At 66.2% G+C, this 14,570-nt stretch carries 11 protein-coding genes; 9 read left to right on the forward strand and 2 right to left on the reverse strand.

Annotation, left to right across the window (positions count from 1 at the left end; translation table 11 throughout):
• Positions 1-20: 20 nt before the first annotated feature.
• The 8 genes from AB7M16_RS18175 to AB7M16_RS18210 all read left to right on the forward strand — a co-directional run bounded on the left by AB7M16_RS18175 (position 21) and on the right by AB7M16_RS18210 (position 11,011).
• The gene (locus AB7M16_RS18175) at positions 21-764 is read left to right on the forward strand and encodes a hypothetical protein (RefSeq protein ID WP_453944714.1); all 744 of its coding nucleotides are present in this window, start codon (positions 21-23) and stop codon (positions 762-764) included.
• A gap of 130 nt (positions 765-894) precedes the next feature.
• Positions 895-3,048 (forward strand): hypothetical protein, encoded by a 2,154-nt coding sequence (locus AB7M16_RS18180; protein WP_453944715.1) that lies wholly within the window; start codon positions 895-897, stop codon positions 3,046-3,048.
• Between the two features lie 132 nt (positions 3,049-3,180).
• A complete protein-coding gene (locus tag AB7M16_RS18185; RefSeq protein WP_260381371.1) occupies positions 3,181-3,876 on the forward strand; it encodes a hypothetical protein in 696 nt (231 codons plus the stop codon).
• 284 nt (positions 3,877-4,160) lie between these two features.
• On the forward strand, positions 4,161-6,596 hold the full coding sequence (gyrB, locus tag AB7M16_RS18190) for a DNA topoisomerase (ATP-hydrolyzing) subunit B (RefSeq protein ID WP_453944716.1): 2,436 nt from the start codon (positions 4,161-4,163) through the stop codon (positions 6,594-6,596).
• Between the two features lie 295 nt (positions 6,597-6,891).
• The gene (locus AB7M16_RS18195) at positions 6,892-7,359 is read left to right on the forward strand and encodes a hypothetical protein (RefSeq protein WP_453944717.1); all 468 of its coding nucleotides are present in this window, start codon (positions 6,892-6,894) and stop codon (positions 7,357-7,359) included.
• A 126-nt stretch (positions 7,360-7,485) separates the two neighbouring features.
• Positions 7,486-8,781, forward strand: a complete 1,296-nt coding sequence (gene murA, locus AB7M16_RS18200; RefSeq protein WP_172787972.1) for a UDP-N-acetylglucosamine 1-carboxyvinyltransferase — start codon at positions 7,486-7,488, stop codon at positions 8,779-8,781.
• Between the two features lie 350 nt (positions 8,782-9,131).
• Positions 9,132-10,526, forward strand: a complete 1,395-nt coding sequence (locus AB7M16_RS18205; RefSeq protein ID WP_453944718.1) for an MATE family efflux transporter — start codon at positions 9,132-9,134, stop codon at positions 10,524-10,526.
• Complete coding sequence (locus tag AB7M16_RS18210; protein WP_453944719.1) at positions 10,523-11,011, forward strand: DUF2867 domain-containing protein; 489 nt, start codon at positions 10,523-10,525, stop codon at positions 11,009-11,011. The genes AB7M16_RS18205 and AB7M16_RS18210 overlap by 4 nt, the downstream gene beginning before the upstream one ends.
• 35 nt (positions 11,012-11,046) lie before the next feature.
• On the opposite strand, the gene AB7M16_RS18215 is transcribed toward AB7M16_RS18210, so the two are convergent.
• Positions 11,047-11,541, reverse strand: coding sequence for a septal ring lytic transglycosylase RlpA family protein (locus AB7M16_RS18215; RefSeq protein ID WP_172787975.1), 495 nt, complete (start codon positions 11,539-11,541; stop codon positions 11,047-11,049).
• A 302-nt stretch (positions 11,542-11,843) separates the two neighbouring features.
• Complete coding sequence (locus AB7M16_RS18220; RefSeq protein ID WP_453944720.1) at positions 11,844-12,959, reverse strand: FUSC family protein; 1,116 nt, start codon at positions 12,957-12,959, stop codon at positions 11,844-11,846.
• A 117-nt stretch (positions 12,960-13,076) separates the two neighbouring features.
• Here AB7M16_RS18220 and AB7M16_RS18225 point away from each other — a divergent pair, with 117 nt between their 5' ends.
• On the forward strand, positions 13,077-14,444 hold the full coding sequence (locus AB7M16_RS18225; RefSeq protein WP_212255600.1) for an MmgE/PrpD family protein: 1,368 nt from the start codon (positions 13,077-13,079) through the stop codon (positions 14,442-14,444).
• Positions 14,445-14,570 lie beyond the last annotated feature (126 nt).

A 14,570-nucleotide genomic window follows, 5' to 3' on the forward strand; every position in this document is an offset into this window, starting at 1 on the left:
GATATCCTTGGAGCATGAGCATGGCGACGGTGGGGCGTGGGGCGCAAGCTCCGGCACGATGGCAACTCATTGCGTGCGGCCTTGCTCTCCTCGCAAGCTGCCTGCTCGCGGCAAGCGCTGGCGCCTTCGTGTCGAACCTGCCGCCGCTGTTCCCGGCCGCGCTGACGCTGGATCCCGCGGCCAGGCTCCCCGCGCCGACCCGCTATAGCTATCGGGGGATCCACACCACCGTGATGCCCGGCATCGAGGCGCCGCTCCGGACCAGGTTAGAGGCCCGCGTGCCCGCGGCGCTCAGTGACGTGCTCGCGTTCTATCGGACCGAGCTTGGAAAGCTCGGCTGGCAGGAGCAGCAGGATGACGCGGTGGTCGGCGCCGATCACGCGCGCCTCGCCTTCGTCTCCCCGATCGGGCCGGCAGCGCTGGAGCTCGACCGCAAGGAGGGCAGCACCGCGGTGCAGCTCGTGCAGAAGAATTCGCAGGCCGCGACCCGCGCCAACGTCCTGCCTGAACCCGGCCAGGCCAAGCTGGTGTTCAGCAATATCGGCGAGAACGAAGCCGTGCTCACGATCAACCAGCGGACCATCCCGCGCCCCGCCGGCGCCAACGCCGTCGCGCTGGACCTTGTGCCCGGCACATACAGCTACGGACTGAGCGTGCCGGGCCATCCGGCCAGAACGAGCATGCTCACGGTCACAGCCGGCGATACCTGGGAGCTCACGATCGGGCGCGACGGCGAGGCGTGGCCACCGCTGCAGCTGTACTGAGCCGCTGTTCGGCCATGGCTGTTGAACCTGGCCGGTTCCTGCCGCGACTTCTGGTCTGAGGCCGCGCCGATGGGGGCGTCGCCTGCAAATGCGCGGGCATGACGACCCCGCGCCATCCAGGAGCTTGACGATGTCGATGATCCCGCGCGGGACGCAAGTCCCGGCACGATGGCGGCTGTTGGCCTGCGGCCTCGTCCTGGTAGCGAGCTGCTCGATCGCGGCTGCCGCGGACAGCGGTATCGTCGATGTCCACGCGCTGCCCAAGCTCGAGGGTGCGGTGGAGGACACCTCACGGTCCGAATCCTGGCGCCTCGAATATCGCATGCCGACGTCGGAAGCGGTGACGGCGCCCGCGTTGAAAAAGCTCCTCGGCGCCGACGGCTGGGTACCCTATCTGCGGCCGCTCGACGAAAAGAGCACGACGCTGAATTTCAAGAAGGGACGTCAGGGCCTGTCGGTTCATTTCACGCAGGGCCTCGGCCGCCCGGATCAATCCATGGTCACCTACGCCTCCGACCGGATCTACGGCAACGTGCCGTTCCCTGATGGCGCGACCGACATCATGTTCGATGGCACGAGGCCTTATCTCGGCTGCATCGCGCCCACCGCGCTCGATGCGACGTCGGATTTCTTTGGCCGCGAGATGGCTGCGATCGGCTGGCAAAAGCTCACGGCGGAGACCGCCGCGCGCTGGACCAGCAATCTGGATGAGACCATCCCCAACGGTCTGCGCGCGTATTACGCGCACCCTGATGACCAGGAGACCGGCTTCTCCAAGCAGAAGCCGGTGATGCTGACGCTGACCCGCCGTGACGATGGCCGCACCAATGTCGAAATCCGGGTCGCGCCGTTCGCGCTGCCGGAGGTGCTGGAGGCCGACAGCGAGATGGCCGGCCTGCCGCGGCCCAAGCCGACCAAATCCGCGCGGAGCCTCGGCAGCGCCAGCTCCAACAAGCGCGAGATCTCGGCCGCCGCGATGGCCGAGCTGCCCGCCGTGCTCGCCTTCTACCAGCGCGAGCTCGCCGCACGCGGCTGGCAGGAGGACGGCAGCGCGCCGCTCGCACCCGGCGACGAGGTGGCGATCAAGATCTCCAACCCCGATGAAATCGGCGTGCTGCGGCTCGGCCGCAAATATGATTTCACCATGGTCAGCCTCACCGCGCAGGTGAAGGACTCCGCGCTCGCCGCCCGCGCCAAAGCGAAGAAGGAGGCCGACGCGAAGTTCCTCGGCGATGCGCTGGGTGCGGCTCAGCAGCTCATCGCTGCTGACGAGGCGAGGCGCAAGGCGCAGGCCACCTCCCTGTCCGATGCGCCGCTCCGTGCGCTCGCCGACAGCAACACGCCAGTGCCGCTGCCCGAGAGCGCCGAAGGCGTGAAATTCGAAGGCGGCGACGGCCATCTCGAATTCTCCTCCACCTCGAGCGTCAAGGCGCTTACCGCGTTTTATCGCGCATCGCTCAAGCCCACCGGCTGGAAGGAGCAGCCTTCCGTCATCAACCAACCCAACATGGCGGTGTTGGAATTTTCCAAGGGCGGCAAGTCGATCTCGATGACCGTGATGCAGATGGGACCGAAGGTGAATGTGAGCGCCAGTGGATCGGGCCTGGTGATGGCCGCGGCCAGGCCGGCGGCCGTCCCGGAGGTGCAGGCCAAATCCGCCGATCCGCTGAAGCCGGATCCCGAATCCCCGCTGCCGGTGCCGACGCAGCGCTCGTCGAAATCGCTCGCCACCTCGAAGATGCCGGGCAGCGAGACGCCGTTCCGCCGCGAGCTGGAGGCCAGCATCCCCGCTTCGCTCGACGAGGTCCTCGCTTTCTACCGTGCGGAGCTTGCAAAGCTCGGCTGGCAGGAAAAGACCGGCGGCGCAGCCGTGTCCGCCGAACGCGCGCAGATCGACTTCACCTCGCCGCAAGGCCCGGCCGTGCTCAAGCTCGGCCGCGCCAAGGGCGAGACCATTGTCAATCTGGCGCAGAAGAACGCGGATGCCGCGGCCAAGGCCGACATCATGCCGAAGGCCGGACAGGCCCGGGTGATGATGGGCAACATGGGCGACAAGGAAGCCTCGCTCACGATCAACAAGCAAACCGTCAAGATCGCAGCCGGCGCCGGCGGCCCGCAATCACCGAAAGGCCCGATGCTCGACCTTCCGCCGGGCAAATACCAGTACGCGCTGCGCCTGCCCGGACGCCCGGCCCGCACCGAGACCCTCACCGTTGTCGCCGGCGAGGCCTGGGGCCTGCTGGTGGGCCCGAGCGGCGACGTGCTGCCGCTGCAGATGTACTGATCTCATGTCCGCGAGTGTATGGGCCTCGTTGAACCCGTCCGGTTCGTGGGGCGACTAGTCGTCGAGAAGGCGGCGGCGACCGTGTCGCAGCCGCTGCATCGCGCAGAGATCGCGGTATCCTGGAGAGTGGGCATGACGACGGCAAGGCACGGGGCGAAGGTCCCGGCACGGTGGCGGCTGTTGATGTGCGGCCTCGCGCTTCTTGCAGGCTGCTCGCAGGAGCCCCTGACCGCAGCAGATCCCCACGCCGACATGCCCGTGCCGACGCGAGCCAGTCACTCCAGCTTCAGCACCATGCGCGCGTCCGGCATCGATGTCCCGTTTCGACGCGAGCTCAAAGCCCATGTACCCGCAGAGCTCAGCGAAGTCCTGGCGTTCTACCGCACAGAACTCGGAAAGCGCGGCTGGCAGGAGAGGCCTGATGGCGCGATGGTCGCCGCCGATCACGCGCGGCTCGTCTTCGCCTCCCCGAAGGGGCCGGGCACGCTGACGCTCGACCGCGTCAAAAGCGAGACCACAATCGACCTCGTGCAACGAAATACCGAGGTTGCGGCCAAGGCCAACTTCCTGCCGATCGCAGGACACGCGCGGCTGATCTTCGGTTATCTCGTACCTGATGTGGCCTCGCTCGCGATCAACGGCCAGACCATCGAGATCGCGGGCGGCGTCAACCATCCGCAAACGCTGGATCTGCCGCCCGGCACATACTCCTACGCGCTGCTGGTGTCGGGCCATCGGGTGCACACCGACACCATCACCGTGGCCGCCGGCGAGGCCTGGTCCCTCAGTTTGGGGGACGACGATAAGAAGCCGGACCAGATCTACTGAACCCGATGGCCCGTTCCGGGGCGGCACGGCGCCTTCGGAACAGGCATCCACGTCACCGCAAAAACCACGCCTCCCACGGCCGAAAACCGCCCACGAATCGGGCTTTTTGCAGCGCCCGAAATCGCCCGGCAAAAGCCTTGAAAACTTGCCGAAAAACCCTATCTGCTCAAAGGGTTGCCGGGAGATACTTTGCGCTAGGCGCAAGCGGTCTTTCATGGCACAAATAGCCTCGCAAATCAGCGCCTTTTGCGCCGCTGATTCGGGCGACATCTCGAAGGCCTCTCATGACAGAACCTGCTCGGCAGCACGCTGCCGAAAACGAGCCCTCCAACGCGAGCGATTACGGCGCGGAATCGATCCGCGTGCTCAAGGGTCTCGACGCCGTCCGCAAGCGCCCTGGCATGTATATCGGCGATACCGACGACGGCTCGGGCCTGCACCACATGGTCTATGAGGTCGTCGACAACGCCATCGACGAGGCGCTCGCCGGCCATGCCACGCGTGTCGACGTCATCCTCAATGCCGACAATTCCGTCACCGTGCGCGACGACGGCCGCGGCATTCCCGTCGACATCCACAAGGGCGAAGGCATCTCGGCGGCCGAGGTCATCATGACCCAGCTGCACGCCGGCGGTAAGTTCGACCAGAACTCCTACAAGGTTTCCGGCGGCCTGCACGGCGTCGGCGTCTCCGTCGTCAACGCGCTGTCGAGCAAGCTCGGCTTGCGCATCTGGCGCGACAACAAGGAGCATTACATCGAGTTCGCCCACGGCGATGCCGTGGCGCCGCTGAAGGTCGTCGGCGACGCCCCGGGCAAGCGCGGCACCGAAGTGACGTTCCTGGCCTCGACCGAGACCTTCAAGAACATCGAATATGATTTCGCTACCCTCGAGCATCGGCTGCGCGAGCTCGCCTTCCTCAATTCCGGCGTCAACATTGCGCTCTCCGACATGCGCCACGCGGTCGAGAAGCGCGAGGAGATGCACTATTCCGGCGGCGTCGAGGAGTTCGTCAAATATCTCGACCGCAACAAGAAGGCGCTGGTGCCCGCCCCAATCATGGTGCGCTCGGAAGCCAACGGCATCGGCGTCGAGGCGGCGCTGTGGTGGAACGACAGCTACCACGAGAACGTGCTGTGCTTCACCAACAACATCCCGCAACGTGACGGCGGCACCCATCTGGCCGGCTTCCGCGGCGCGCTGACGCGCCAGGTCAACGGCTATGCCGAGGCCAATGCCAAGAAGGAAAAGATCGCGCTGACCGGCGACGATTGCCGCGAAGGTCTCACCGCCGTGCTCTCGGTGAAGGTGCCGGACCCGAAATTCTCGTCGCAGACCAAGGACAAGCTGGTGTCCTCGGAAGTGCGCCCCGTGGTCGAGAACGTCCTCAACGAGGCGCTCCAGGCCTGGTTCGAGGAGCACCCGAGCGAAGCCAAGATGATCGTCGGCAAGGTGATCCAGGCCGCGGCGGCCCGTGAAGCTGCGCGAAAAGCGCGCGAGCTGACGCGCAAGAGCCCGCTCTCGGTCTCCTCGCTGCCCGGCAAGCTCGCCGACTGCCAGGAAAAGGATCCGGCCAAGTCCGAGCTCTTCATCGTCGAGGGCGACTCCGCAGGCGGCAGCGCCAAGCAGGGCCGCAACCGCGAATTCCAGGCGGTTCTGCCATTGCGCGGCAAGATCCTCAACGTCGAGCGCGTGCGTCCCGACAAGATGCTGTCGAGCGAGCAGATCGGCACGCTGATCACCGCGCTCGGCACCGGCATCAGCGACGAGTTCTCGGTCGAGAAGCTGCGCTATCACAAGATCATCGTGATGACGGACGCCGACGTCGACGGCGCCCACATCCGAACGCTGCTGCTGACGTTCTTCTACCGGCAGATGCGCGACATCATCGACGGCGGCTATCTCTACATCGCCCAGCCGCCGCTCTATAAGGTCTCGCGCGGCAAGTCCGAGCAATACCTGAAGGACGAGCGGGCGCTGGAAGATTATCTGATCGACGCCGGCCTCGACGACTGCGTGTACATCCCCGGCACCGGCGGCGACCGCTCCGGGCGCGATCTTCGCGCACTGGTCGACGACGCCCGAATCGTCCGCAGCATCCTGCGCAACCTGCACAGCCGCTATAACCGCAAGGTGGTCGAGCAGGCCGCCATCACCGGCGTGCTGAACAAGGAAATCTACGGCGATCCCGAGAAGGCGGCGGCCGCTGCGCAATACATCGCGAGCCGGCTGGACAACCAGGCCGAAGAGGTCGAGCGCGGCTGGGTCGGACAATTCGTCGAGGGCCAGGGTTTCCTGTTCGAGCGCACCGTGCGCGGCGTCAAGGAAGCCGCCGTCATCGACGATGCACTGCTCGGCTCCGCCGAGGCCCGCAAGCTCGACGAGTACACGACGAGGCTTCAGGACGTCTATGCCCGGTCCGGCAAGCTGCGGCGCAAGGATACAGAGCACATGGTCCATGGTCCGGTCGATCTGTTCGAGGCCGTGACCGACGCGGGCCGCAAGGGCATCACCCTGCAGCGCTACAAAGGCCTCGGCGAGATGAATCCGGAGCAGCTCTGGGAAACGACGCTCGACACCGAGGCGCGCTCGCTGCTGCAGGTGAAGGTCAAGGAGGTCGACGAGGCCGACGACATCTTCACCAAGCTGATGGGCGACGTGGTCGAGCCGCGCCGCGATTTCATCCAGGAACATTCGCTGAGCGCGACGATCGATATTTGATCGCCTCTCAAGCTCGTAGCTCTCGGTGCCAGCCAAGCACTCGCTGCACCTCTCCCGCTTGCGGGAGGTCGACACGCTCGCAGAGCGTGGCGGGTGAGGGCTTTCTCCTCTAGGGGATTGTCCCATTGCGGAGACACCCTCTCCCCCGCCCTCCCCCGCAAGCGGGGAGGGAGCGCACCGCCGTCCTGGCTACGAGCCCCACTGCACTCTAGGCCGCTCCTGAACCTCCCCACCCGCCATCGCGACGAAATGGCATGAACCCGCAAGGCCCATTCCGGCCGGGAAGTGTCGCGCCATGACCGCCTCTGCATCGGCCAGCTCCGCTGCGCCCTCACGCCGCCTCGGCATCATCGGCAGCATCGTCGGCGTGCTGGCACTGATGGCGGCTGTGCTGCCGCATTGGGTCGTGCCGATCGTGTTTCCGCCGCCGCCGGCGGACAAGGTGATCGTCGACACCGGACATCGCATCAAGGACCGCATCGTCGCGAAGGTGAAGGGCGTGGAGTATCAGGCTCCGAAGGTCGAGAAATCGGCCGGACGAAGCTGGAGTGAAACCGCATCGGTCACGGCAATCTCGCTCGGCCTGCTCGCCATCCTGCTCTCGGTGCTCTCCCTGATCTTCCGGGAGGAACGGCTCCTTGCCGCTGTCGCCGCCACACTCGGCACCGGCGCCATCGCCATCGAAATCTCCTTCTTCATGATGGGGGCCCTGATCCTGATCGCGATCCTCTACGTGATCGGGAATATCATCGGGCTGTTCTAAGGGCGGGCGTCCTGCCACAAGCGCCGGACGGACGTGTGCGGGTCCCGGCCAGCACAATTGCTCCCGCGGTCAAATCTCTGTAGTTTCCGCCCGAAACAGCCCACCCAACAGGACAGCGAGAACCCCGTGGCGCCCATCCAATACATCGTCGAGGGCGGTCACCGGCTCTCGGGCTCGATCGAGCCGTCCGGCAACAAGAATTCGGCGCTGCCGATCATCGCCGCCGCACTGCTGACCGAGCACCCGGTCGTGCTGGAGAACGTGCCGCGGATCCGTGACACCGAGACGCTGGTCGAGCTGGTCCGCTCGGTCGGCGCGTCGGCGGAATGGTCCGCGCGCAACACGCTCCACATCCACGCCAAGAGCATCCGCGCCGCCGACCTCGACCCCGAGCTGTGCGTGCGCATCCGCGCCTCGATCCTGCTCGCCGGGCCCCTGCTCGCCCGCTGCGGCGAAGTGATGCTGCCGCCGCCGGGCGGCGACGTCATCGGCCGCCGGCGCCTGGACACGCATGTGCTCGCGCTGGAGCAGCTCGGCGCAAAGGTCACCGCGACCGACCGGCTCGAATTCCGCGCGCCCAAGCTCGCGGGCGCGGACGTATTCTTGGACGAGCCGAGCGTCACCGCGACCGAGAACGCGCTGGTCGCGGCGGTCGCCGCCGACGGCACCACCTATTTGCGCAACGCGGCCTCCGAGCCGCATGTGCAGGACCTCGCCAATTTCCTGGTCGCGCTCGGCGCCAGGATCGAAGGCATCGGCACCAACACCATGATCATCCATGGTCCAGCGACGCTCGGCGGAGCCACCTACCGGATCCAGCCCGACCATATCGAGGTCGGCTCGCTGATCGGGCTCGCCGCCGTGACGCGCTCGCCCTTACGCATCACGCGCGCGGGCGTCGAGCATCTGCGCTCGATCCGCATGGGCTTCGAGCGGCTCGGCATCGTCTGCCGCATCGAGGGCGACGACCTCATCGTGCCCTCCAACCAGACATTGAAAATCCAGGACGATTTCGGCGGCCATGTGCCCAAGCTCGAGGACCAGCCCTGGCCGGCCTTCCCGGCCGACCTGATGTCGATCGCGATCGTCACCGCCACGCAATGCGAGGGCGTGATCCTGATGTTCGAGAAGATGTTCGAATCCAGGATGTTCTTCGTCGACAAGCTGATCGCGATGGGCGCGCGCATCGTGCTGTGCGATCCGCACCGCGCCATCATCGCCGGCCCCAGCCGCCTGCACGGCGCAACGATGACCTCGCCCGACATCCGCGCCGGCATGGCGATGCTGCTCGCGGCCGTCTGCGCCGAGGGCACCTCGACCATCAACAATGCCGACCAGATCGAGCGCGGCTATGAGCGCATCGAGGAACGGCTGAACGCGCTGGGTGCGAAGATCAAGCGCGTGCCGGAGCGGAAGGGCTGAGGCGTTCTTCCTTCTCCCCTTGTGGGAGAAGGTGGCGCGAAGCGCCGGATGAGGGGTATGCCTCCACAAATTCCGGTGAGAGTTGGACTCGTGGATAAAACCCCTCACCCGTCTCGCCGCTTCGCGGCGAGCCACCCTCTCCCACAAGGGGAGAGGGGAAGAGGTAAGCCTCTCGCATCGTACATCGGTTTCGTGCCCCGGACGCAGCGCAGCGCTTCTTCAGCGATGCGCTGCTGAGCCGGGGCCCATGCGACTACGCGCCACGCTCGCGGCTTCTGGGTCCCGGCTCGCGCTTCGCGCGTCCGGGACGCGAGCCATGTTTTCGTCGCGCGGCTGTGCTATTGAGCGCCATGCTCGACACCGTCCAACATCATGCGCAGCCGCATGCCGGCGTGCCGCCGAATCACCTTGCCGAAGAATTCGTCGAGACGCTGCGCCTCGCCGTGCCGATGATGCTGACCCAGCTCGGGCAGATCGCGATGATCACCACCGATCTCGCGATGATCGGCCGACTCGGGGAGGAGGCGGTGGCCGCGGCGGCGCTGGCCCATACGGTCTATTTCGTCAGCTTCACGTTCGGGCTCGGATTGACCTCGGCAGTGTCGCCGCTGGCGGCGCAGGCGTTCGGCGCCGGCGACGCCAGGCGCATTCGCCGCTCGTTGCGCGTCGGTCTGTGGGCCGCGCTGCTGATCTCGCTGCCGATGATGGCCTCGCCGCTCTATGGCGAGCAGATTTTGCTCGCGCTGGGTCAAATGCCGCGAGCCGCCGCGCTGGCGCAGCACTATTTGAACGGCCTCGCCTGGGGCATCGCGCCGGCGCTCGGATTCATCGCGCTGCGCGGCATGATGAGCGCGGTGAACCGGCCGCAGGCGCCGCTGTGGATCACACTGGCGGCGATCCCGGTCAACGCCGCGCTGGTCTACGCGCTGATCCACGGCCTGTTCGGCCTGCCGGAGCTCGGCCTGTTCGGCGCGGGGCTTGCGACCACGCTGGTCAATCTCGGCACCTTCATCGCCGCACTCGCTATTGCCGCATGGCGAAAACCGTTCGCGGACTATCATCCGCTCGCCCGCCTGTGGCGGATCGATTGGCCGTTGATGCGCCAGCTGATCGCGATCGGTGCGCCGATCTCGTTTTCCCTGCTGCTGGAATATGGTCTGTTCTCCTCGGCGGCGCTGCTGATGGGACTGATCTCGACCGCCGCGATTGCCGCGCATCAGATCGCGCTCCAGGTCACCGCCGTGCTGTTCATGGTGCCGCTCGGCATCGGCATGGCGGCGACGGTGCGGGTCGGTCACGCCTACGGCCGCAAGGATCCGGCGGCGGTGAAGCGCGCAGGGCTCGTCGCAGCCGTGCTCGGCGTCGCGCTGGTCTCCGCGCTGACGATCGCCATCGTGATCGGTCGCTATCAGCTCGGCCGGCTGTTTTTCGGCAGCGGCAGCGAAAGCGCGGCAACGGTCGAGCTGACGGCGACGCTGCTTCTGGTCGGCGCGAGCTTCTTCATCGCCGACGGCCTGCAGACCATCATGGGCGGCGCGCTGCGCGGCATCAATGACACTCGAATGACGCTGCTGTTCGCTGCGATCGGCTATTGGGGCGTCGCCTTTCCCATCGGCTGGATGCTGGCGTTCCACACAGGGCTCGGCGCGGTCGGCGTCTGGATCGGATTCTCGATCGGCACCTTCGTTTATGCCGGGCTGTTGATCTTGCGCTTCCGGATGCTGGCGCGCAAACTGGCGGAATGATCGGGACGGTCCGCGAAGTCGCGCCTGAAGTCGATGCCAATGCGCTGCTCGCCGGCGCGCAGTTCATCGACGCGTTTCGCGTGGACATCGGCGCTGCGGCGGTGAATGCCCGCGAAGCCTGCACCAGGATGGTGCTGCACGGGCCGCGCTGGATCGACGCGCTGCTGCGCCTGCGCAACATTCTGGTGAGGCCGTTCGGGCTGAAGTCCTCCGGCGAAGGCGAGCCGGCGCCGGGCGGCATGATCGGCCTGTTTCCGGTGGTCGACGAAACGCCCGAGCGGCTGGTGGCGGGCTTCGATGATCATCACCTCGACTTCCGCATCGTGGTCGACGTTTCAGGCAATGCCGCGAGCCGGCAGGTGACCTCGACCACGCTGGTGCGCACGCACAATCTGCTCGGCCGGACCTATCTCGCGCTGATCATGCCCTTCCACAAGCTCGTGGTCCGCAACATGATGGGACGAATCGTGGCGCCGGCCCGCTGAACTGTGCGGGCCGACATTGATGAACACGTCCGCGTTCAGCCCACCGGCCCCGGGGTCCAATTGTCTCCCGCGAGCGGACTGACTCTCACGTCAGGAATGACACCGCGGTCCATGCTCGGATCGAAATGGCGCATCGCCCGCTCGTTGAGGTCGATGATGCGGCCGGGTCTGAGCGGTCCCACGTCATTTATCTTGACGATGACCTTCTTGCCGACAGCCTCGACGAGGGCATATTTCGGCCTCGCGCCAAATTCGACCCCACCAAATTTCCGACGCAGGCTCGTCTTGATGGCAGCCGTCCAGGCAGAGGGATCATAACGCTCGCCGGAGGCTGTCTTCGGACCTCCCTCCTCCTTGCCGGGCTTGAACGGATTGTAGGTGGACGCCGCGCCCACGATCGCATTACCGGAAGCGGCATCGACGACGGCACTTGAGTGATCCCCACGCGTTTCACTTCGAGCAACTGAAACGGAAAAGGCAAGCGTAACCAGGGCGCCGCAAATTGCGGCGCTCGAGCGGAAGAGCATCATAAGTCCTGTTATTTTTTAGATTGTCCGGTTCCAGAACCGCAAAACTGGTCAAGCGAACGCAGCAGCGTTCATCAACTTGCGCCAATCGTTTTGCGGATTCGAGCCAACCCCTGGCTACGGAACCGTTGTGTGAACCGGCGTGGTCCTCACGTCGTGTTTACCGGTTAAGACAGAGATTGCGTCAGCAACATGACCCGATGGAACCTGGCGCGTGCAGCGTCAGAAGACGCAGGCAGCGATCACGGCTGAATCGCGCGACGTATGCATCGCGGTCGAAACGAGTCTACGAGGATGCGTTCGACTCACTCCGCCACCCGAACTGACTTGTCGGTTGCGGTTTCCGACCATTCGCCGACGACGCGGTCGAGGTCGCAGAGATTTTGGTGCATCTGCTCCAAGGAGAAGCCGAGCGCGAAGAAGCGCTCGGCGGTGTCGCTTGCGTGGCCGCGGATCAGGCCGTCCTGACGGACGGACGCGACGGCCTCGGCGTAGTGCTGGAGCGCGACATGCACGGGATGGATCGGCGGCGCGCCGGCGCCTTCGCGCAAGGCGCCAGCGGCCGCGCGCAGGAAGCGCGCGATCGCCGTCGAGACTTCCGTCAGGGGCGCTGCCAGCCGCATCTGCACCTCGACCGGCAGCGGCACCACCGTGGCGCGGCCGATCATCACGACGTCGTGGCGCAGCCGCAGGATGGTTCGCAACAACGGACCGGTGTCCGGGCCGCTCGACAGCCGCGCGGCGCGCTCGCGCTCGGCCTCGGAGCCGATCGCATTCAGGTTGACCATCGCGGAGCCGATGCCGTCCTGGATCCGGTGCAGCGCGTCGTTGTCGCGGCCGCGCGTGAGGCCCGCCAGCAGCTCGGTGAAGGCATCGGCGATCAGCTCGAGCAGAACCGCCGCGCTGGCGCGGATCTGCCGTACTGCGCGCGACGGCAGCACCAGGAACGAGACCAGCAATCCCGTGACGGCGCCGACGCCGACCTCGCTGACCCGATCGATCGCCGAGGTCAGGGGATCGGCATGATGCAGGGTCGGAACCAGGAGCACGATCACGGCGGTGACCGTGGCGGCGCTGAGACTCGGATTGATCGCGGCGATGAAGGCGAGCGGGGCGACGGAGAGGACCAGCAGGCCGAGCAGGCCCGCCTCGCTGGAATAGGGAATCAGGATGGCGATGGCGCCGCCATAGATCGCGCCGCCGATGGTGCCGAGCATGTAGTCGCGCGTCGCCTTCAGCGAGCGGCCGACGCTCATCTGGGTCACGATCAGTGATGTCAGCACCGCCCAGAGCGGCAACAACAGATGCAGCGCGGTGGCGATCGCATAGGCCGCGGTCGCGGCGACCGTGACCCGGATCGCCAGCCCCAATTGCGTCCGCCGCGCTCGAACCCGGTCGAACAGCTGCCTTGCGCGCGTCATACGGAATATCCCGATCCTTTGCGCCAAGCCAAAAGCATGGCTGATCCCCGCCCCCGCAAGGCCGCTTGAAAGGCCAAATCGACCCGCCTAACTTGCGCGCCAAAACGAGGAAACACGATGGCTCACGAAACCGCAACGCTCGCCGCCTATGTCTTCAATCTGAAATACCAGGATATTCCCACCGAGGTGCTGGAGCGCGCCAAAGTGCTGACGCTGGATTTCCTCGGCAGCGCGATCAGGGCGCGGCGCGAGGCGGAATCGACCCCGTCGATGCTGAAGATGCTGGAGGCGCTGGCGCTGGACACCAAGGGCGAGTCCACCGTGTTCGGCGATACCAAGACCTGGACGCCGGCGGTCGCGGCGCTGCTCAACGGCGCGCTTGGCCATTCGCTCGATTTCGACGACACCCACGCCGATTCCTCGCTGCATCCGAGCGCACCGGTGGTGCCGGCCGCCTTCGCCGTCGGCGAGATGGTCGGCGCGTCGGGCCGCGACGTGCTGACGGCGATCGTTGCCGGTTACGAGGTCTGCTGCCGGCTCGGCAACGCACTCGACCCGACCTCGCATTACGCGCGCGGCTTCCACCCCACAGCGACCGCCGGCACCTATGGCGCCGCCGCGGCGGCCGGAAAGCTGTTCGGCCTGTCCGAGAAGCAGCTGATCGCCGCGTTCGGCGTCTCCGGCAGCCAGGCCGCAGGCTCGCTGCAATTTCTGGTCAACGGCGCCTGGAACAAGCGCTACCAGGTCGGCGCCGCCGCGATGAACGGCGTGATCGCCGCGACGCTGGCGCGCAACGATTTCGTCGGCGCGACCGAGTCGGTCGAGGGCAAGCACGGCCTGCTCGCCGGCTACACCGACGATGCGCATCCGGACAAGGCGGTCGCCGAGCTCGGCAAGACCTATGAGACGATGAAGATCGGCGTGAAGCCGTATCCGAGTTGCCGCTATACCCATGCCGCGATCGATGCGCTGATCGCGATGCGGCGCGAGCACAATCTGACCCCGGAGCAGGTCAAGCGCGTCGAGATCGGCCTGCACCGCAACGGCATCACGCTGACCGGCGATGCCGCCACCAAGCGCCATCCGCGCTCGATCGTCGGCGGCCAGTTCTCGATGTTCTTCACCGGCGCGCTCGCGCTCGACCAGGGCTCGTTCGGCTGGGACGATTACAACCGGCTCGGTGATGCCGCGATCGATGCGCTCGCCGACAAGTTCGACGTGGTGCAGGACGATCGGCTCGAGATCGGCCGCACCCATCCCTTTGGCGCGCGCGTGAGCATCACGACGGATGACGGCGTGCACGAGCGGCTCTATGCCGACCCGTCGGGCGAGCCGACCTCATTCCCGGACACGCAGGCGATGCAGCAGAAATTCCTGACGCTGGCGCGCCCCGTGCTGAACGCGCGCGCCGAGAAGTTTGCGGATGCGATCATGACCTTGGAGCGGTTCGACCGCGTGGCGCAGGCGACGGAATTGGGGAGGTAGGGCTCTCTCTTCTCCCTCTCCCCGTTCTTACGGGGAGAGGGTTGGGGTGAGGGGCCTCTTTCCACACGTGAGATCGTCGAGGGACCTGTACCCCCTCACCCGGATCGCAAGAGCGATCCGACATCT

The organism is Bradyrhizobium sp. USDA 372, from assembly GCF_053629095.1.